This window comes from Hydrogenophaga pseudoflava (assembly GCF_031020795.1).
Taxonomy (GTDB): Bacteria; Pseudomonadota; Gammaproteobacteria; order Burkholderiales; family Burkholderiaceae_C; genus Hydrogenophaga; species Hydrogenophaga pseudoflava_A.
This window is the reverse complement of record NZ_JAVHJP010000003.1, coordinates 246139-264059: the sequence shown is the minus strand read 5'-3', so window position 1 is coordinate 264059 and position 17921 is coordinate 246139. Positions and strand designations below refer to the sequence as shown.

The following is a 17921-nucleotide window of genomic DNA, read 5'->3' as shown; positions in this document are numbered from 1 at the left end:
TGCTGTTTTTCACGACCGGCGCTGTTTCCCTCACCCACAACCCAAGGACCCCACCATGTCGAACATCATCCTTCCCGCTTCCGAACTCGTTGGCCCGCCCGCCTCGCGCCGCAGCTTCATGCGCCGTGGCGGTGCGCTCTCGGCCGTGGCCGTGGCCCTGCTGGCGGGCAAGGACACCCTGGCCCAGGGCATGTCCGCCGACGTGTCCAAGGACGTGTCCATCCTCAACGTCGCGCTCGGCCTGGAACACGAGGCCATCAACGCCTACCAGCTGGGCGCCGGCAGCGGCCTGCTGCAGAAGCCGGTGCTGGATGTGGCCGTGAGCTTCCAGGGCCACCACAAGGCGCACCGCGACGCACTGATCGCGACCATCCAGAAGCTGGGTGGCACACCGGTGGCCGAGAAGAAGCTCGACGAATACGCCAAGGCGCTCAAGGCCGACACGCTGCGCAACCAGGCCGACGTGCTGGACCTGGCCGCGCGGCTGGAACTGGGTGCCACCAACGCCTACCTGGGCGTGATCCCGTCTCTGGGCAACAAGGACCTGGCCAAGGTGGCCGCGCGCCTGGCCGCCGACGAGACCATGCACTTCACCGTGCTGACCAGTGCCCTGGGCCGTCCGCTGCCCGGTGGCGCCCTGAGCTTCGGCGCCTGATGGGCACGTCGCTGCGCCGCGCCGCATTCGCGATGGGGCTGCTGGCCGCTGCCGTGCCGGCGGCCCAGGCCCAGTCGGGCGATGTGGCGCGCGGCCGCGACCTGTTCGAGTCGCGCTGCGGAGGCTGCCACAGCCTGGACGAGAACCGCGTCGGTCCCGCGCTGGGCACCGTGGTGGGTCGTGCCGCGGGCAAGAAGGCGGACTTCGCCTACTCCGCCGCGCTGGCCGCGGCCGGTCACGTCTGGACGCCCGACAAGCTGCAGGCCTGGCTGACCGATCCCGAGGCCCTGGTGCCCGGCCAGGCGATGGGCTACCGGCTGTCCGAGGCGGTCGACCGGCGCGACGTCGTCGCATTTCTGCAATCCCTTGCAGCGGGCCAGCCGGTCCGCTGACGTCCGTTCACATCTGTACAGATACACACAGGAGCCGTTCCATGTTCTCCCGCTTCACCAAAACCGCACTCGGCGGTGCCGTCGTGCTCACGCTCACCGCCTGCGCCAGCGGTCCTGCGATGGTTCCGTTCTCGCAGGCCGATCTGCCAGCCGCGGTGCAGGTGCCCGCCGGCCACCGCGTGGCCTTCGAGACCGCCGCCGCTGGCGACATCACTTACCAGTGCCAGGCCAAGAAGGACATGGCCGGCCAGTACGAGTGGGTGTTCATGAGCCCCGACGCCGGCCTCAAGGGCCGCAAGGGCGAGCGCCTGGGCAAGTACTACGGCCCGCCCGCCACCTGGGACTTCAACGACGGTTCCAAGGTGAGTGGCGCACAGCTGGCGGTGGCGCCCAACGGCAGCGGCAACATCCCGCTGCAGCTGGTCAAGGCCAACCCGGCCATGGGCAGCGGCATGGCCCAGGGCGTGAGCCACATCCAGCGCGTGGCCACCAAGGGCGGCGTGGCCCCCGCAGCGCCCTGCGACGCCGCCACCATGGGCAGCAAGCGCGTGGTGACCTACACGGCCGACTACATCTTCTGGAAGCCGGCCTGAGCCAGCGTCAGATCGAGCGGCAGTAGGCTTCGAGCAGGTTGACCGCGTTCACGCCGACCTCGTCCACCGCATAGCCACCCTCGAAGGTGAACACGGTGGGCAGGCTGGCGGCGGCGAGCAGACGGCCGATGGTGTCGTAGTCGCTGCTCTCCAGCGTGAAGCCGGAGATCGGATCGCCCTTGAAGGTGTCCATGCCCATGGGCACCACCAAGGCGTCGGCGCCGAAGTCCTCGACCGCCTCGATGGCGGCGTCCAACGCGGCGCACCAGGCGGCAAAGCCGGTGCCGCGCGGCAGCGGGATGTTGAGGTTGAAGCCTTCGCCCGCACCCGCACCGCGTTCGCTGGCGTGGCCCAGGAAGAAGGGGTACTCGGTCGCCGGGTCGCCGTGGACCGAGACGGTCATCACGTCGGACCGCTCGTAGAAGATGGTCTGGGTGCCGTTGCCATGGTGGTAGTCGATGTCCAGCACCGCGACCTTGGCATGGCCCAGATCGCGCAGCGCCTGCGCGGCAATGGCGCCGTTGTTCAGGAAGCAGTAGCCGCCGAAGAAGTCCGGCCCGGCGTGGTGGCCCGGCGGCCGCGTCAGCGCAAACGCCGCGCGGGCGCCACCGTGCACCTCGCGCGCCGCCGCCACGGCGCAGGCCGCGCCCGCTCGCGCGGCGGTCCAGGTGCCGGCCATCAGGGGCGAGCCCGCATCGAAGGAGAACAGGCCCAGCCGCGCCGCGAAGTTCTGCGGCAGCACGTCGGTGCGGAAGGCGTGCGGGTTGCCCAGCGGCCAGACCGAGGGCAGGGCGTCGCGCTGCGCGTTCGCCGGGTCCATCGCCACCCACTCGTCCCAGGCGCCGGCCAGGAACTGCGTGTAGCGCGCGTCGTGCACGCGGGCGATGGCCGTGTCCAGGTCGGCCTCGCCGACCTCGGGCAGGAACAGCCCACCCTGCGAGCGCCGCTGCAGCTCGGCCAGCACAAAGTCCAGCCGGGCGGGCACTTCGTGGCAGGGCACCATGCGGCCGCGGAACATCTCTTCACGGCCCTGGTGCAGGGCGTGGTGGGGGTTGTGAAATGTCTTCATGAGTGCCAGTGTCGCACTGCGCTGCGCCGAACGCTATATTGCCTGTCGAGGCGATGCTCTTTCGCCCAACGGAGGCCCCATGCTGACCACCTACACCGGCCGTTGCCATTGCGGCGCTGTCCGCTTTGAGGCCGATCTGGACCTCGCGCAGCCGACCTACCGCTGCAACTGTTCGATCTGCCGGCGCACCCGTTTCTGGCCGGCGGTGGCGCGCGAGGAGCAGTTCCGCCTGCTGGCCGGTGAGGACGAGCTGACCGAGTACCGCTTCAACACCCGCAAGAACATCCACTATTTCTGCCGCCACTGCGGAGTGCGCGCCTTCGGCGTCGGCACCGAGACGCCGATCGGCAAGATGGTCGGCGTCAACCTCGGTTGTCTGGAAGGCGTGGACGAGGCCGTGCTCGCCCGCGCGCCGATCACCTATGTGGATGGCCTGCACGACCGCTGGCAGGAGCCGCCCGAATTCACCCAGCACCTCTGAACCCTTCCCCAGGAGCCCTTCATGTCGTCCGGAAAAATCCTCGTCGCCCAGGGTGGCGGCCCCACCGCGGTCATCAACCAGTCCCTCGTGGGTGTGGCACTGGAGGCGCGGCGCTTCCAGAACGTGCAGCGCATCTACGGCGCGCGCCACGGCGTGCGCGGCATCGTCGACGAAAACTTCGTCGACCTCACGCAGGAGACCAGCCACAACCTCGAAGCCGTGGCGCGCACGCCGGCTTCGGCGCTGGGCTCCACGCGCGACAAGCCGGATCTGAAGTACTGCCAGGAGATCTTCAAGGTGCTCAAGGCACACGAGATCGAGCACTTCTTCTACATCGGCGGCAACGACTCGTCGGACACGGTGCGCATCGTCAGCGAGGAGGCGCGCAAGGCGGGTTACCCGCTGCGCAGCATCCACATTCCCAAGACCATCGACAACGACCTGGTGGGCAACGACCACACGCCGGGCTTCCCCTCGGCGGCGCGCTTCGTGGCGCAGGCCTTTGCAGGCGCCAACCTCGACAACGCGGCCCTGCCGGGCGTGTACGTCGGCGTGGTGATGGGGCGGCACGCCGGCTTCCTCACGGCCGCGTCGGCGCTGGGCAAGAAGTTTCCCGACGACGGCCCGCACCTGATCTATGTGCCCGAACGGGTGTTCGAGATCCCGAAGTTCCTGGCCGATGTGAAGGCCATGTACGAGCGTTATGGCCGCTGTGTGATCGCGGTCAGCGAAGGCATCCACGACGCGTCCGGCCAGCCCATCATCACGCAGCTGGCCAAGGACGTGGAGAAGGACGCGCACGGCAACGTGCAGCTCAGCGGCACCGGCGCGCTGGCCGACCTGCTGTGCGAAGAGATCAAGGCCAGGCTCGGCATCAAGCGTGTGCGCGGCGACACCTTCGGCTACCTGCAGCGCAGCTTCATCGGTTGCGTGAGCGACGTGGACCAGCGCGAGGCGCGCGAGGTGGGCGAAAAGGCGGTGCAGTTCGCCATGTGGGGCCAGGTCGATGGTTCGGTGGCGATCAAGCGCACCGGCTTCTACTCGGCCGACTACGAGCTGCTGCCGCTGGAGGCGGTGGCGGGCAAGACGCGCACCATGGAGGACGAGTTCATCACCGCCAGCGGCACCGATGTGACCGACGCGTTCCGGCTGTACTTGCGGCCGCTGCTTGGTTCGGACATGCCCGACGCCTTCCGGCTGCGCTACAACCCGGTGGCCAAGGTCCTGCGTCCCTGAACGGCGCTGACCTGGGTCAAGGCGGCGGGCGGCCGCAGCGGCGACACTGTGCGCCCCTGTCGACCGACCGATGCCGATGACCGCCGCCGCCCGATCCACCGCCATGCCCGCTGCTGCCGCAGCCCCCTCCCGCCACCGCCTGCACGAAGACGTGCAGGCATTGCTCACCGGCACCCTGTTCGTCGGCCTGGGCGTGGTGCTGTTCGGCCATGTCGGCCTGCTCAGCGGCGGCACGGCCGGGCTGGCCTTCCTGCTGCACTACGCGACCGGGGTGAGCTTCAGTGTCTGGTTCTTCGTCATCAACCTGCCGTTCTACTGGCTGGCCTGGCGCCGTATGGGCGCACCGTTCGCACTCAAGACCTTCGCGGCCGTGGGCCTGCTCTCGCTCTGGGCCTTCCTGATCCCGCGCTGGATCTCCATCGGCGCGCTGGCCCCCGGCTTCGCCGCGGTGGCCGGTGGCCTGCTGGTGGGCGCGGGCATGCTGATGCTGTTCCGTCACCGCGCCAGCCTCGGCGGCTTCAACGTGCTGGTGCTCTACCTGCAGGAGCGCTTCGGCTGGCGCGCCGGCCACATCCAGATGGCGCTGGACTGCGCGATCGTGCTGACCGCGTTCGCGCTGCGCGAGCCGGTGCAGATCGCCTGGTCTGTGCTGGGCGCGGTGGTGCTGAACATGACGCTGGCGATCAACCACCGGCCGGGCCGGTACATGAATGTATGAAGACGACCTCCCTGCGCCGCTTCGCGGCTTCCCCCCTGGAAGGGGGGACCACGCCAGAGGCCCGGCAAAGCCGGTTCCTCGGCGTGTGCTGGTCCCTCTTCGCTCCGCTGCTTCTGGTTTTCCTTTCTGCTTCTGCACTCGCACAGCCTTCTGTTTCCACGTCCCCTTCAGCCTCGGGTTTCCGTACCCGGTTCAACGAGGCCTACGAGGCGCGGGTGACGCGGGTGTCGGATGGGGACACCTTGTGGGTCAAACCGCTGGCGGGTGGGACGTACCGCAAGCTGCGGCTGGACGGGGTGGATGCGCCGGAGATCTGCCAGGACGATGGCGTGGCGGCGCGGGAAGCGCTGGCTGCTCGGCTGCTGGATCAGACGGTGACGGTGACCGAGCGGCGGCGCGACGACTATGGGCGGGCGCTGGTGCGGCTGAGACACCGGAACGAGGATGTGGCCGGGTGGCTGGTGCGCGAAGGCTGGGCCTGGTCGTACCGCTGGCGGCACAGCGACGGGCCGTTTGCCATCGAAGAGGTGCTGGCCCGCAAGGACCGCAAAGGCGTCTTCGCGTCGGTGGATGCCGAGAATCCGAGGGACTTCCGCAAGCGTCACGGGCCGTGCCCGATGCCATCGCGCAGCGGCGCGAAGGATCAGCCGGCGCGCTGAGCGCAGACCGCGCAGTGCGGCTGGCGCGGCAGGGCGATGGTGTTGAAGGCCAGGTCGCGGCCGTCGATCATGAGCAGCTGCCCGGTCAGGCGCGAGCCGAGGCCGCTGAGGATCTTGAGTGCTTCGGCCGCCTGCATGGTGCCGACGATGCCCACCAGCGGAGCGAACACGCCCATGGTGGCGCAGCGGGTCTCTTCCACCCCTGCGTCTTCGGGGAACACACAGGCGTAACACGGCGAGGCGGCGTCGCGCGGGTCGTACACCGCCAGCTGCCCGTCCATGCGGATCGCCGCGCCCGAGACCAGCGGCACGCGGTGGCGCACACAGGCGCGGTTGACCATGTGGCGGGTGGCGAAGTTGTCGCAGCAGTCGATCACCACGCCCACGTCGGGCAGCAGGCGGTCCAGCAGGGCGTCGTCGGCGCGCTGCACCAGGGCCGTGACCTGCGGGTCGGGGTTGATGGCGGCGATGGCATGGCGCACCGACTCGGCCTTGGGCGTCCCCAGCCGTTCAAGGTTGTGCGCGATCTGGCGCTGCAGGTTGGTGGCGTCCACCTCGTCGTGGTCGACGACCGTGATGCGGCCGACGCCGGCGCTGCCCAGGTAGAGCGCGACCGGCGATCCGAGACCGCCGGCACCAATCACCAGCGCATGCGCCGCGAGCAGGTTTTCCTGGCCTTCGATGCCCAGCTCGTTGAGCAGGATGTGGCGCGAGTAGCGCAGGAGCTGCTGGTCGTCCAAGATCGCGCCGCCGTGTCTGTCACCGGAGCGGTGATCAGTTCTCTTTCTTCTCTTCGGGACGCTCGGTCAGGGTCTTGCTGACCAGGACCGGGCGACCCTTGAGCTTGTTGAGCGCCTGCTGCAGCTGGAAGTCCTTGTCGCTGCCGAATTCCGGCACCAGGCGCTGGCCCGGGTTCTTCTTGGACTCTTCCTCCAGGCGTCGGCGGGCTTCCTCACGCTCCTGGTCGCGCTGCTGCTCCGCGGCGCGCTGGGCGTCTGTCATGGGGGTCTCGCCCGCCTTGGCCTCGCTGCCATTGGTCAGGTGTTTGGTCAGGTCGGCCTCGCGTGTGCGCAGGGCGGCAAACAGGTTGCCCTCGGGCGTCTCGTCGACCATCACGTCGGGCACGATGCCCTTGGCCTGGATCGACTTGCCGCCCGGCGTGTAATAGCGGGCCGTGGTGAGCTTCAGGCCGGTGTCCGGGCCCAGCGGACGCACGGTCTGCACCGAGCCCTTGCCGAAGGTCTGGCTGCCCAGGATGGTGCCGCGCTGGTGGTCCTGCAGCGCGCCGGCCACGATTTCACTGGCCGAGGCCGAACCTTCGTTGACCAGCACCACGAGCGGTACGCTCTTGAGAGCGCCGTTGGTCGACTTGGTCAGGCGGGCAATCGGGTCCGGACCGCCGCGGCGCATGTAGTGCTGCGGGTTGGCGGTGTAGGTGAACTTGCTGTCGGCCAGCTGGCCGTTGGTCGAGACGACCGTGACGTTTTCGGGCAGGAAGGCCGCCGACAGGGCCACGGCCGCGTCCAGCAGGCCGCCCGGGTCGTTGCGCAGGTCGAGCACCAGGCCTTTGAGCGGGCCACCCTTGTACAGCTCCTCGACCTTGCGGGCGAAGTCCTCGACCGTCCGGTCCTGGAACTGGGAGACGCGGACCCAGGCGTAGCCCGGTTCGACCAGCTTGGTCTTGACGCTCTGTGTCTTGATCTCTTCGCGCGTGATGGTGACCGGGAAGCTGCGGTTCTCGTCCTTGCGGAAGATAGTCAGCAGCACCTTGGTGCGCGGCTCTCCGCGCATGAGCTTGACCGCGTCGTTGATCGACAGGCCCTTGACGGCGGTGTCGTCGATCTTGGTGATCAGGTCGCCGGACTTGAGGCCGGCGCGGAAGGCGGGCGAATCCTCGATCGGCGAGACCACCTTGACCACGCCGTCTTCCATGGTGATCTCGATGCCCACGCCGACGAAGCGGCCGCTGGTGCCTTCGCGGAATTCCTTGAAGGACTTCTTGTCGAAGTACTGGGAGTGCGGGTCGAGGCTGGACACCATGCCGGAAATCGCCTCGGAGATCAGTTTCTTCTCGTCGACCGGCTCGACGTAGTCGCTCTTGACCATGCCGAACACGGCGGCGAGCTGCTGCAGCTCTTCCAGCGGCAGGGGGGCGAGCGAGCCGCGCGCCACCGCCTGAAGCTGCACTGTGGTCAGCGCGCCGGCCACGGCGCCCGCGGCCACCCAGCCGACGATTTTCAGCTTCTGATTCACTTGCTTGCCCATCCGATCACCCCGAAAAAAACGCCGGCCCGGGCGGTCGCGCCTCGGGCCTGCAAACCAATATACACCTAGGAGTCAAGCCTTGTGATTCGGTTCCGTCCGGGCGGTTCAGCGTTTGCCCTGAGCGGCCACGGCTGCGGCGGCCTTGGCCGCGGCTTCGGCGTCGCCCAGGTAGTAGCTCTTGATCGGCCTGAGGTCGGCGTCGAGTTCGTACACCAGCGGGATGCCGTTGGGAATGTTCACGCCGACGATGTCGGCGTCCCCGATGTTGTCCAGATACTTGACCAGGGCGCGGATGGAGTTGCCGTGGGCGGCAATCACGATGCGCTGGCCCGCCTTGATGGCTGGGGCCAGGGAGTCGTTCCAGCAGGGCAGCACGCGGGCGACGGTGTCCTTCAGGCACTCGGTCAGCGGCACGGCGTCGGCCGGCAGCTTGGCGTAGCGCAGGTCCTGGCGCTGGCCGCGCGGGTCGTTGGCTTCCAGGGCCGGCGGCGGGGTGTCGTAGCTGCGGCGCCAGATCAGCACCTGCTCGTCGCCGTACTGCTTGGCCATGTCGGCCTTGTTCAGGCCCTGCAGACCACCGTAATGGCGCTCGTTCAGGCGCCAGTCCTTGACCACCGGCAACCAGCTGCGGTCCATCTCGTCCAGGCAGTAGTTCAGGGTATGGATGGCGCGCTTGAGCACCGAGGTGTAGGCGATGTCGAACTCGTAGCCCTCGGCCTTGAGCAGCTTGCCAGCGGACATGGCCTGGGAGACGCCGGTGGGGGTCAGCTCCACGTCGGTCCAGCCGGTGAAGCGGTTTTCGAGGTTCCAGGTGGATTCGCCGTGGCGAATCAGGACGAGCTTGTACATGGGCGTGAAGGCGTTGGGAGCAGGAAAAAGGGGCATGGAGGCTGGCCGGACCGCGCCGGACAGCCCCACATTCTAAAATCCCGGGCTTGTCTGACCTGAAAGGTGCTTCGTGAGTTTTTTTCTCGACAACTGGATGCTGTTTGCCATCGCCCTGGCCTCGGGCGGGATGTTGATGTTTCCCGCTCTCACCTCGGGCGGTGGTGCCGCGGGTCTGACCCCCACTGAAGTGGTGCAGCTGATCAACCGCGAGAAAGCCGCGGTGGTGGATGTGTGCGGGCCCGATGAGTTCGCGGCCGGTCATGTGACAGGTGCGAAGAACGTGCCGCTGCCGGATCTGGAAACCAAGCTGACGGGCGTAGTGAAGAACAAGAACCTGCCGCTGGTGCTGGTCTGCGCCTCCGGCATGCGTTCCAAACGCGCCGTGTCGATCGCCAAGAAGCTGGGCTACGAGAACGCCCATTCGCTGACCGGCGGCATGGGTGCCTGGCGCTCGGCCAATCTGCCGGTGGAAAAAGCCTGAACAGGAGCGCCGCATGGCCCACGTGAAGATCTATTCCAGCGACTACTGCCCGTACTGCTCGCGCGCCAAGGCGCTGCTGCAGCAGCGCGGCGTCACCGACTACGAGGAAATCGTGGTCGACGGCCGGCCCGAGGTGCGCGCACAGATGACGCAACTCACCGGCCGCACCAGCGTGCCCCAGATCTTCATCGGCCAGACCCACGTAGGCGGCTGCGACGACCTGCATGCGCTGGACCGCCAGGGCGGCCTGGAGCCGCTGCTGCGGGGCTGAGGCCGGTGCCGGGCTGCTGAGATAATCCGCCGTCGGGCCCGCTGCGGGAGTCCTCCCGGGCGGGCCTTGTTCATTCCCGAATCATCCGAAAGCTCTTATGGCCGACCAAGATCCCGTTTTCCAGATCCAGCGCGTCTACCTCAAGGAGGCGTCCCTGGAACAACCCAATTCCCCGGCCATCCTGCTGGAACAGGAGCAGCCCTCGGTGGACATCCAGCTGGGCGTGGAAGCCAGCCCGGCCGCCGACGGCGTGTACGAAGTGGCTGTGACCGCCACGGTGCAGACCAAGATCAAGGACAAGACCGTGTTCCTGGTCGAGGTCAAGCAGGCCGGCATCTTCGAGATCCGCAACCTGCCCGAAGACCAGATGGGTCCGATCATGGGCATCGCCTGCCCGCAGATCGTCTACCCCTATCTGCGCGGCAATGTGGCCGACCTGATCCAGCGCGCCGGCTTCCCGCCCGTGCACCTGGCCGAGATCAACTTCCAGGCCATGTACGAGCAGCAGCAGGCGCAGGCCGCGGGCGCTGTCGCGCAATAATCCGGCTTGAATCGCAGACGATGAACATCGTCGTTCTAGGTGCCGGTGCCTGGGGCACGGCACTGGCCATTGCGGCCGCCCGTCTGCCGGGCGATCCCCACCGGGTGACGCTGTGGGCGCGAGACGCGGCGCAGGTGACCGCCATGCGGGCCGAGGCCGAAAACGCCCGCTACCTCCCGGGTGTGGCCTTGCCGCCGGCCCTGCGGCTCGCGGGCGACGCCGAGCCCTGGCCTTCATCGGCGCTGTCCGAGGCCGACCTGGTGGTCGTGGCCACGCCCATGGCGGGTCTGCGCGGCATGCTGGAGCGGCTGTCGCTACAGGGCGCGCCGGTGGCCTGGCTCTGCAAGGGCTTCGAGGCCCCGAGGGACGGCGCCGGAGCACCGGGCCTCCTCGGTCACGAGATACAGGCCGCCGTGGCACCCGGCTTGAAGACCGGCGTGCTCAGCGGCCCCAGTTTTGCGCAGGAAGTGGCGCGCGGCCAGCCGACGGCCTTGGTGGCGGCCAGCGCCCACGCCGAGGTGCGCGAGGCCCTGGTGTCCGCGTTCCACGGTCCGTCGCTGCGCATCTATGCCAATGACGATGCCATCGGGGTCGAGGTCGGGGGAGCGGTCAAGAACGTGCTGGCGATTGCGACGGGGCTCTGTGATGGCCTGCAGCTCGGGCTCAACGCCCGGGCCGCGCTGGTCACGCGCGGCTTGGCCGAGATGACGCGCCTGGGCCTGGCGCTGGGTGCCCGCGCGGACACCTTCATGGGGCTTTCCGGCCTCGGAGACCTTGTGTTGACCGCAACCGGCGACCTGTCGCGCAACCGCAAGGTGGGGCAACTGCTGGCGCAGGGCCTGAGTCTGCAGCAGGCAGTGGATTCCCTGGGTCACGTGGCCGAGGGCGTCTACAGTGCCCGCACCGTGGTGCAGCGCGCCCGCCTCCTGGGTATCGACATGCCGATCAGCGAAGGCGTGGTGGCCCTGCTGGATGGCCGTCTGCAACCTGCGCAGGCCGTCGCCGCCCTGATGGGCCGCGACCCCAAGGAAGAAACCCTCTAGATTTCAAAGTTGTCAATGAGGCGGGTGCGCCCCAGGCGGGCCGCCCCCAGCACCACCATCGACTGTGGTGCGAGCGCGTCCTCCGCGCGGGGTGGCTGCAGGTCGGCGCGGCGCCGCACGGTCAGGTAATCCGGCTGCCAGCCGCGCAGGGCCAGGGCGCGCATGGCCTGAGCTTCCAGCGCCTCTCGTTTCTCGGGCAGCGAGCCGGCGGCGGCCAGCGCGTCGCGCGCCAGCGCGCGCAGCGCCAGCGACAGCTGCACCGCTTCGGCCCGCTCGGGCTCGCTCAGATAGCCGTTGCGTGAACTCAGCGCCAGGCCGTCGGCCGCCCGCTGCGTCTCGCCGGCAATGACCTGGATCGGCATGCAGAACTGCTGCACCATGCGGCGGATGACCATCTGCTGCTGGTAGTCCTTCTTGCCGAACAGCGCGTAGCGGGGGCCCTTGGCTTCGGAGAACACACACTGGAACAGCTTCGTCACCACGGTGCAGACACCGATGAAGAAGCCGGGCCGGAAGTGGCCTTCGAGGATGTCCGCCAGGTCCGCCGGTGGCTGGATCTTGTAGCCCTGAGGCTCGGGATACAGCTCTTTCTCGGGCGGTGCGAAGACGATGTCGCAGCCGGCCTGCTCCAGACGGGCGCAGTCGGCCTGCAGGGTGCGTGGATAGGTGTCGAAGTCTTCGTGCGGCGCAAACTGCAGGCGGTTGACGAAGATGCTGGAGACGGTCACATCGCCCAGCGGCTGGGCCTGGCGGACCAGGTCGAGGTGGCCATCGTGAAGATTGCCCATCGTCGGAACGAAGGCGGGCGACTGGAAGGGGGCCAGCGCGTCGCGCAGGTCGGCAATGGTGTGGACGAGCTTCATGCGGGTGGGACGGGTTGGAGCGGGATCCCGGATTATCGCCACGCCTCAGGGCGAGGCCGTGGCATGGTGCAGGGCTTCCCCGAGGGAGCGCGCACCCGGGGCTGCCGTCTGCAGACCCCAGCCGACGGCCGCCAGGAACACGGCTGTGAGGGTGAAAGGCAAGAGAGTGCGGCGCAGTGCCGTGGCCACCCAGTGGCGCCGCTCGATGCCGCGCAGGCGCCGGTAGAGCGAGGCCGAGAGTGCGCCATCGAGCAACAGTTCCGCAAACAGCGTCGGCGCGCTGTAGACCACGTAGAAAGACGAGAGCAGCAGCCCGACCGCCAGCGCGATCACGAACAGTGGCACCACCAGCTCGTCGGCATCCAGAGCATCGCCCACATCGCCCAGACCATCGGCCAGCCCTTTCTTGAGCCCTCCGCCGGCCTCGCGCGCCACCGCGCTGGGTTGGCCGGTCGCGAACGCGGGCAGGGGTGTGGCGGGCGCGTCAAAGCTGGCGCTGGCGCCGCCGCCACCGAACTGACCGCCACCGCCGGAACTCCAGGTGGGACTTCCGTGCCCGGAAGACGGGACCAGGTCCATGCCCACATCCGGGATCTCTGCCCAGTCGTCCGACTTGGTGCGCAGCCAGAGCCAGAGCAGCAGCAGGAACACACCGTAGGCCACGGCCAGCGCGAGCGGGTAGCGCAGCGCCATGCGCTCCACGCCGGCCTGCAGCATCAGGAAGGACGCCAGCAGACCCGTACCGCCGGTCAGCGCCACCAGCAGCGTCATCTGCGCGCGCGGCCAGGAATGCGACTGCAGATCGCGCCGCAGTTCGTCCACCGCGTCGCTGCGGGTGCGCAGCAGGCCTTCGGAGCGCCGCTTCACCAGGCGTGCAGCTGATCGTCGGGGAAGCTGCCGTCTTTCACGGCAGCCACGTAGGCCGCCATGGCGTCGCGCACGCTGCTCGCGCCGTCCATGAAGTTGCGTACGAACTTGGGGTTCTTGCCCAGGTTGATCCCCAGCATGTCGTGCATCACCAGCACCTGTCCGGCCGTGCCCTTGCCGGCGCCGATACCGATGGTGTGGCAGGTGGGCAGGGCCTCCGTGATCTCTGCGGACAGCGCCGCGGGCACCATTTCCAGCACCATCATGGTGGCGCCGGCGTCCTGCAGTTCCAGCGCCTGCGTGCGCAGGGTGCGCGCGGCGGCCTCGTCGCGGCCCTGCACCCGGTAACCACCCAGCGAGTGCACCGTCTGGGGTGTCAGGCCCAGGTGGGCGCAGACGGGAACGCCTCGCTCGACCAGGAAGCGCACGGTGTCGGCGGTCCAGCCACCGCCTTCGAGCTTGATCATGTGGGCGCCGGCGTGCAGCAGCTGGGCCGCGCTGCGCATGGCCTGTTCTTTCGACTCGTGGTAGCTGCCGAAAGGCAGGTCACCGATGATCCAGGCGGTGCCCTGCACCCGCCGCAGGCCGCGCACCACGCTGTCGGTGTGGTAGACCATCGTCTCCAGCGTGACGCCCGCCGTGCTCGAGAGCCCCTGGCAGACCATGCCCAGCGAATCGCCGATCAGGATGCATTCGACCCCGGCGGCGTCCGCCACCGCCGCGAAGGTGGCGTCGTAGGCGGTCAGCATGGTGATCTTTTCGCCACGTTCGCGCATTTCCTGCAGGCGCGGCAGGCTGACCGGCTTGCGCTGCGGCAGCGGGGAGGCCGAGGGCAGGGTGCCGTAAGGTGTGCCGGTGGCGGGTGCGTGGGAGGCGGTCTGGCTCATGGTGATGTCCCCTCGGCGGGTGGTCGATTTGGGGCGGACTATAGTCCATCCCGCATTCCCCCACCCGTTATGCTTGGCCCCATGAAACACCTCTCCGAATTCACCGCCGCGGACCTCGCAGAACTGGCCCGCAGCGACGTCGCACGGGCCCTGTCTGAAGATGTGGGCGAGGGTGACCTCACGGCCGCGCTGGTCGACGCCAGCCGCCCGGTCCGGGCCCGCATCCTGGCACGTGAAGCCGCCGTGATCTGTGGCCGCCCCTGGGTGGAGGCGGCGGTGGAGGCCTGCGATCCGTCGGCGCGCCTGACCTGGCACGTGCAGGAGGGTGAACGCTGCGCCGCCGACCAGGTGGTGCTGCACATCGAAGGCAAGGCCCAGGCCTTGCTGACCGCCGAACGCACCGCGCTCAACTTCCTTCAGCTGCTCTCGGCGGTGGCATCCAAGACGGCGGTGTTTGTCGACGCCGTGAAAGGCACACGTGCGGCCATTGTCGACACCCGCAAGACCATCCCGGGTCTGCGCCTGGCGCAGAAGTACGCCGTGAAGACCGGTGGCGGTGTGAACCACCGCATCGGCCTCTACGACGCGGTGCTGATCAAGGAGAATCACATCGCCGCCGCCGGTGGCGTGGCGGCCGTGCTCCAGCGGGTGCAGGAGACGGCGCCCCAGGCACGCTTCGTCGAGATCGAGGTCGAGACGCTGGTGCAGCTGGACGAGGCCCTGGCCTGCGGCGCCACCATGGTCCTGCTGGACAACATGGACATCCCGACGCTGCAGGAGGCGGTGCGCCGCAACGCCGGCCGGGCGATCCTGGAGATTTCCGGCGGCGTAAACCTGGACACGGTGCGCGCCCTTGCGGAAACGGGGGTCGACCGCATCTCCATCGGTGCCCTGACCAAGGACGTCAAGGCGACCGATTTCTCCATGCGCTTCGAAAGCCTCTGAGGACTGACATGACCGCCAACGCCATCATCGACGTCGAATACGAACAGCCGGCCTGTCCGACCAAACACGCCTGGGCGCGGGTGCCGGTCGAACCCGGCCCGGATCGGCGCGCCGAGCTTAAGGCACGCATCCGCACATTGCTGAAAGAGCGCAACGCGGTCATGGTCTCGCACTACTACGTGCACCCGGACCTGCAGGACCTGGCGCTGGAAACCGGTGGCATCGTCAGCGATTCGCTGGAAATGGCGCGCTTCGGCCGTGACCACGCGGCGCAGACCCTGGTGGTGTCCGGTGTGCGCTTCATGGGTGAGACAGCCAAGATCCTGTCGCCGGAAAAGACCGTGCTGATGCCTGACCTGGATGCCAACTGCTCGCTGGACCTGGGTTGCCCCATCGACGAGTTCAGCGCCTTCTGCGACCAGCACCCGGACCGGACCGTGGTGGTCTACGCCAACACCAGCGCCGCGGTGAAGGCGCGTTCCGACTGGCTGGTGACGTCGAGCTGCGCGCTCGACATCGTCAAGGCGCTCAAGGACAAGGGTCACAAGATCCTGTGGGCGCCTGACAAGCACCTGGGGGGTTACATCCAGCGCGAGACCGGGGCCGACATGCTCATGTGGACGGGGTCGTGCATCGTGCACGACGAGTTCAAGGCCTTCGAGCTTGAGGCCCTCAAGAAGGAACATCCGAAGGCCCGGGTGCTGGTGCACCCGGAGAGCCCTGCCGAGGTGGTGAAGCTGGCCGACGCCGTGGGGTCCACGTCGGCCATCCTCAAGGCGGCGCGTGAGTTCGATGCCAACGAATTCATTGTCGCGACCGACAACGGCATGATGCACATGCTGCGCCAGCAGAATCCGGGCAAGGTGTTCATCGAGGCGCCCACCGCCGGCAACAGCGCCACCTGCAAGAGCTGCGCGCACTGCCCCTGGATGGCGATGAACGGCCTGGCCGGGGTGGCCGAGGTGCTGGAAAAGGGACTGAACCAGATCCATGTCGAGCCGGCGCTGATCCCGCGCGCGCGCCTGCCGATCGACCGCATGCTGGCCTTCACCGCCGCGCACAAGGCGGGTCAGGACGCTGGCGCCCTGGTGCCGAACATCGGCGCCGCCTGAACCTCAGGCCCTCAGCGCGTCAGCTCCAGCGAGCAGGCGTCGCCCAGCGCCTCGCGCCAGACCCGCACCCGGCTCACCGGCGGCTGCAGGTGGGCCAGGCGGGCCGCGATGTAGACACAGAGGTTTTCCAGCGTGGGCGTGCCCAGATCGGGCACCTCGTCGAGCAGGTGGTGGTCCAGTGCCTCGCGCACCGCGACCAGTTCCCGCCGCAGCAGGCCCAGGTCGATCACCATGCCGGTGGAGCCGTCGCGCGCTCCGGTCACCACCACTTCGGCGTGGTAGGTGTGGCCGTGGATGCGCAGGCTGCTCTCGGTGTCGATCGCCCGCCGCAGGGTGTGGGCGGCGTCGAAGAAGAAGCGCTGGCTGACGGAAAAAAGCATGGTGTCAACGGATGCCGGTGAGCTTGTGGGTCTGCAGGCTCAGCCGCCAGGCCGGGCGGCGCAGGCAGAGGTCAATGCACTCGGCGATGTGACGGGCCTGGTCCGGCCCGTCCATTGGCTGGAGGAAACGGTGCTCGAAACGGCCGGTGCGCTCCAGCGTGTCCAGGTCCAGGCCGGCCTGCGGCCAGACCAGTTTGAGCTCCTGGCCTTCGCGCTGCACCCAGTCGGCGCCGGCCTTGGGACTGACACACACCCAGTCGATGCCCGGCGGTGCGGGCAGGCTGCCATTGGTTTCCACCGCCACCCGGAAGCCCTGGTCGTGCAGCGCGTCCAGCAGCGGGCCGTCTACCTGCAGCAGCGGTTCGCCGCCGGTGAGCACCACGAGCCGGTGGTGCGGCTGGTCGGCCGGCCATTGCGCCGCGATCTGCCGCGCCAGCGCTTCACCATCGGAGAACTTGCCACCCAGGCTGCCGTCGGTGCCGACGAATTCGGTGTCGCAGAAGCGGCAGACCGCGCTGGCGCGGTCTTCTTCCCGGCCGTTCCATAGGTTGCAGCCGCTGAAGCGACAGAACACGGCGGGGGTGCCGGCCTGCGCGCCCTCACCTTGCAAGGTATAGAAGATTTCCTTGACCGAATAGGTCACGCCGAGGGTCCTGTGGGTCGGGGTGTTCCAATTAAAAAGCCCGCTGGCGCGGGCTTTGCTGGGAGTGGACGGCGCTCAGGTCGGCACCTTCTTGAGCATTTCCAGGCCGACCTTGCCTTCGGCGATCTCGCGCAGGGCGGTCACGCCCGGCTTGTTCTTGCTCTCGATCTTCGGGGCGTGGCCCTGGCTGAGCATGCGGGCGCGGTAGGTGGCCGCCAGCACCAGCTGAAAGCGGTTGGGGATCTTTTCCAGACAGTCTTCGACGGTGATGCGTGCCATGTGCGGGCCTCGGTAGGGAAGCGGGTGTATCAGGAGATATTGAGCGCCTGAAAGGTGTCGCTGCGGGTGATGCGCTGCGCGGTGTAGCGCAGCCGCTGCGAGTGGACGATGGCCTTGAGGTCGAACAAGGCGCGCTCAAACAACTCGTTGATTATAACGAAATCGAATTCCTTGGCATGGGCCATCTCGTGGGCGGCGTTCTTGAGGCGCACCTCGATCACGTCGGCGCTGTCCTCGGCCCGTCGCTCCAGGCGCGAGCGCAGTTCTTCCCAGCTGGGGGGCAGGATGAAGATGAGCACGGCATTCGGGAAGATGCGCTTGACCTGGATCGCACCCTGGAAGTCGATCTCCAGCACCACATCGGCACCTTGGGCCATGCGCTGCTCGATCGCCTGCTTGGACGTTCCGTAGCGGTTGCCGTGCACGTGTGCCCATTCCAGGAAGGCGTCCTGGGCGATCATCTGGTCGAAGGTCTCGCGGCTGACGAAGTAGTACTCGCGACCATGCACCTCCTGGCCCCGCGGCGCCCGGGTGGTGTGCGAGATGGACGGCGAGACGCGCTGGTCCAGTTCCATCAGCGCCTTGACCAGGCTGGACTTGCCGGCCCCGCTGGGGGCCGCGACGACAAACAGGTTTCCGGGGTATTCCATCAG

Annotated in this window: 24 protein-coding genes; 13 read left to right on the top strand and 11 right to left on the bottom strand. The window is 68.1% G+C overall.

The features are described 5' to 3' along the window. The first annotated feature begins 55 nt into the window (after positions 1–55). Genes RCO38_RS10820 through RCO38_RS10810 form a run of 3 tightly spaced genes read left to right on the top strand, consistent with a single transcriptional unit; the run spans position 56 to position 1640 of the window. Positions 56–655 (top strand): ferritin-like domain-containing protein, encoded by a 600-nt coding sequence (locus RCO38_RS10820; RefSeq protein ID WP_308328324.1) that lies wholly within the window; start codon positions 56–58, stop codon positions 653–655. Beyond that, a complete protein-coding gene (locus RCO38_RS10815; protein WP_308328323.1) occupies positions 655–1047 on the top strand; it encodes a c-type cytochrome in 393 nt (130 codons plus the stop codon). Before RCO38_RS10820 ends, RCO38_RS10815 begins: the two co-directional genes overlap by 1 nt. A 41-nt stretch (positions 1048–1088) precedes the next feature. Beyond that, complete coding sequence (locus RCO38_RS10810; RefSeq protein ID WP_308328322.1) at positions 1089–1640, top strand: DUF3455 domain-containing protein; 552 nt, start codon at positions 1089–1091, stop codon at positions 1638–1640. Between the two features lie 7 nt (positions 1641–1647). Here RCO38_RS10810 and RCO38_RS10805 read toward each other — a convergent pair whose 3' ends face one another. After that, entirely contained in the window at positions 1648–2709 is a 1062-nt protein-coding gene (locus tag RCO38_RS10805) for a histone deacetylase family protein (RefSeq protein ID WP_308328321.1), read from the bottom strand. Positions 2710–2788: 79 nt separating this feature from the next. On the opposite strand from RCO38_RS10805, the gene RCO38_RS10800 reads away from it, so the two are divergent. From RCO38_RS10800 to RCO38_RS10785, 4 genes are all read left to right on the top strand, one after another. Then, positions 2789–3190: a GFA family protein gene (locus tag RCO38_RS10800; protein WP_308328320.1), complete on the top strand. Its 402-nt coding sequence runs from the start codon at positions 2789–2791 to the stop codon at positions 3188–3190. A gap of 21 nt (positions 3191–3211) precedes the next feature. Continuing rightward, positions 3212–4426 carry a 6-phosphofructokinase gene (locus tag RCO38_RS10795; protein ID WP_308328319.1) on the top strand — a complete coding sequence of 405 codons (1215 nt, stop codon included), beginning with the start codon at positions 3212–3214 and terminating at the stop codon, positions 4424–4426. A gap of 70 nt (positions 4427–4496) precedes the next feature. Beyond that, a complete protein-coding gene (locus tag RCO38_RS10790) occupies positions 4497–5144 on the top strand; it encodes a YitT family protein (protein ID WP_374694535.1) in 648 nt (215 codons plus the stop codon). After that, the gene (locus RCO38_RS10785) at positions 5141–5803 is read left to right on the top strand and encodes a thermonuclease family protein (protein ID WP_308328316.1); all 663 of its coding nucleotides are present in this window, start codon (positions 5141–5143) and stop codon (positions 5801–5803) included. Before RCO38_RS10790 ends, RCO38_RS10785 begins: the two co-directional genes overlap by 4 nt. Here the strand turns inward: RCO38_RS10785 and RCO38_RS10780 are convergent. The 3 genes from RCO38_RS10780 to gpmA form a co-directional block, all read right to left on the bottom strand. After that, entirely contained in the window at positions 5788–6543 is a 756-nt protein-coding gene (locus RCO38_RS10780; RefSeq protein ID WP_308328315.1) for a HesA/MoeB/ThiF family protein, read from the bottom strand. The genes RCO38_RS10785 and RCO38_RS10780 overlap by 16 nt on opposite strands. 34 nt (positions 6544–6577) lie before the next feature. Next, entirely contained in the window at positions 6578–8056 is a 1479-nt protein-coding gene (locus tag RCO38_RS10775; protein WP_308328314.1) for a S41 family peptidase, read from the bottom strand. 117 nt (positions 8057–8173) lie between these two features. Continuing rightward, positions 8174–8917 (bottom strand): 2,3-diphosphoglycerate-dependent phosphoglycerate mutase, encoded by a 744-nt coding sequence (gpmA, locus tag RCO38_RS10770; RefSeq protein ID WP_308328313.1) that lies wholly within the window; start codon positions 8915–8917, stop codon positions 8174–8176. A gap of 109 nt (positions 8918–9026) precedes the next feature. Between gpmA and RCO38_RS10765 the strand changes: the two genes are divergently transcribed. The 4 genes from RCO38_RS10765 to RCO38_RS10750 all read left to right on the top strand — a co-directional run bounded on the left by RCO38_RS10765 (position 9027) and on the right by RCO38_RS10750 (position 11292). Further along, complete coding sequence (locus RCO38_RS10765) at positions 9027–9437, top strand: rhodanese-like domain-containing protein (protein ID WP_308328312.1); 411 nt, start codon at positions 9027–9029, stop codon at positions 9435–9437. A 13-nt stretch (positions 9438–9450) separates the two neighbouring features. Next, positions 9451–9708, top strand: a complete 258-nt coding sequence (gene grxC / locus RCO38_RS10760; RefSeq protein ID WP_308328311.1) for a glutaredoxin 3 — start codon at positions 9451–9453, stop codon at positions 9706–9708. A gap of 97 nt (positions 9709–9805) precedes the next feature. Continuing rightward, entirely contained in the window at positions 9806–10249 is a 444-nt protein-coding gene (gene secB / locus RCO38_RS10755; protein ID WP_308328310.1) for a protein-export chaperone SecB, read from the top strand. Positions 10250–10269: 20 nt separating this feature from the next. Beyond that, the gene (locus RCO38_RS10750) at positions 10270–11292 is read left to right on the top strand and encodes an NAD(P)H-dependent glycerol-3-phosphate dehydrogenase (RefSeq protein ID WP_308328309.1); all 1023 of its coding nucleotides are present in this window, start codon (positions 10270–10272) and stop codon (positions 11290–11292) included. Here RCO38_RS10750 and panC read toward each other — a convergent pair. The 3 genes from panC to panB are packed head-to-tail and all read right to left on the bottom strand — an operon-like array spanning position 11289 to position 13909. Then, entirely contained in the window at positions 11289–12155 is an 867-nt protein-coding gene (panC, locus tag RCO38_RS10745) for a pantoate--beta-alanine ligase (RefSeq protein WP_308328308.1), read from the bottom strand. The genes RCO38_RS10750 and panC overlap by 4 nt on opposite strands. A 45-nt stretch (positions 12156–12200) precedes the next feature. Then, the gene (locus tag RCO38_RS10740; protein ID WP_308328306.1) at positions 12201–13022 is read right to left on the bottom strand and encodes a hypothetical protein; all 822 of its coding nucleotides are present in this window, start codon (positions 13020–13022) and stop codon (positions 12201–12203) included. Further along, positions 13019–13909: a 3-methyl-2-oxobutanoate hydroxymethyltransferase gene (gene panB, locus RCO38_RS10735; protein WP_308328305.1), complete on the bottom strand. Its 891-nt coding sequence runs from the start codon at positions 13907–13909 to the stop codon at positions 13019–13021. Before panB ends, RCO38_RS10740 begins: the two co-directional genes overlap by 4 nt. An 81-nt stretch (positions 13910–13990) precedes the next feature. Here panB and nadC point away from each other — a divergent pair, with 81 nt between their 5' ends. Further along, positions 13991–14854: a carboxylating nicotinate-nucleotide diphosphorylase gene (gene nadC, locus RCO38_RS10730; protein WP_308328304.1), complete on the top strand. Its 864-nt coding sequence runs from the start codon at positions 13991–13993 to the stop codon at positions 14852–14854. An 8-nt stretch (positions 14855–14862) separates the two neighbouring features. Beyond that, the gene (gene nadA / locus RCO38_RS10725) at positions 14863–15966 is read left to right on the top strand and encodes a quinolinate synthase NadA (RefSeq protein ID WP_308328303.1); all 1104 of its coding nucleotides are present in this window, start codon (positions 14863–14865) and stop codon (positions 15964–15966) included. A gap of 11 nt (positions 15967–15977) precedes the next feature. Here nadA and RCO38_RS10720 read toward each other — a convergent pair whose 3' ends face one another. The 4 genes from RCO38_RS10720 to gmk all read right to left on the bottom strand — a co-directional run bounded on the left by RCO38_RS10720 (position 15978) and on the right by gmk (position 17918). Next, positions 15978–16346 (bottom strand): 6-carboxytetrahydropterin synthase, encoded by a 369-nt coding sequence (locus RCO38_RS10720; RefSeq protein WP_308328302.1) that lies wholly within the window; start codon positions 16344–16346, stop codon positions 15978–15980. Between the two features lie 4 nt (positions 16347–16350). Then, on the bottom strand, positions 16351–16989 hold the full coding sequence (gene queE, locus RCO38_RS10715) for a 7-carboxy-7-deazaguanine synthase (RefSeq protein ID WP_308328301.1): 639 nt from the start codon (positions 16987–16989) through the stop codon (positions 16351–16353). Between the two features lie 75 nt (positions 16990–17064). Next, positions 17065–17268 carry a DNA-directed RNA polymerase subunit omega gene (gene rpoZ / locus RCO38_RS10710; RefSeq protein WP_066158523.1) on the bottom strand — a complete coding sequence of 68 codons (204 nt, stop codon included), beginning with the start codon at positions 17266–17268 and terminating at the stop codon, positions 17065–17067. Between the two features lie 29 nt (positions 17269–17297). Beyond that, positions 17298–17918, bottom strand: a complete 621-nt coding sequence (gmk, locus tag RCO38_RS10705; RefSeq protein WP_308328300.1) for a guanylate kinase — start codon at positions 17916–17918, stop codon at positions 17298–17300. Positions 17919–17921 lie beyond the last annotated feature (3 nt).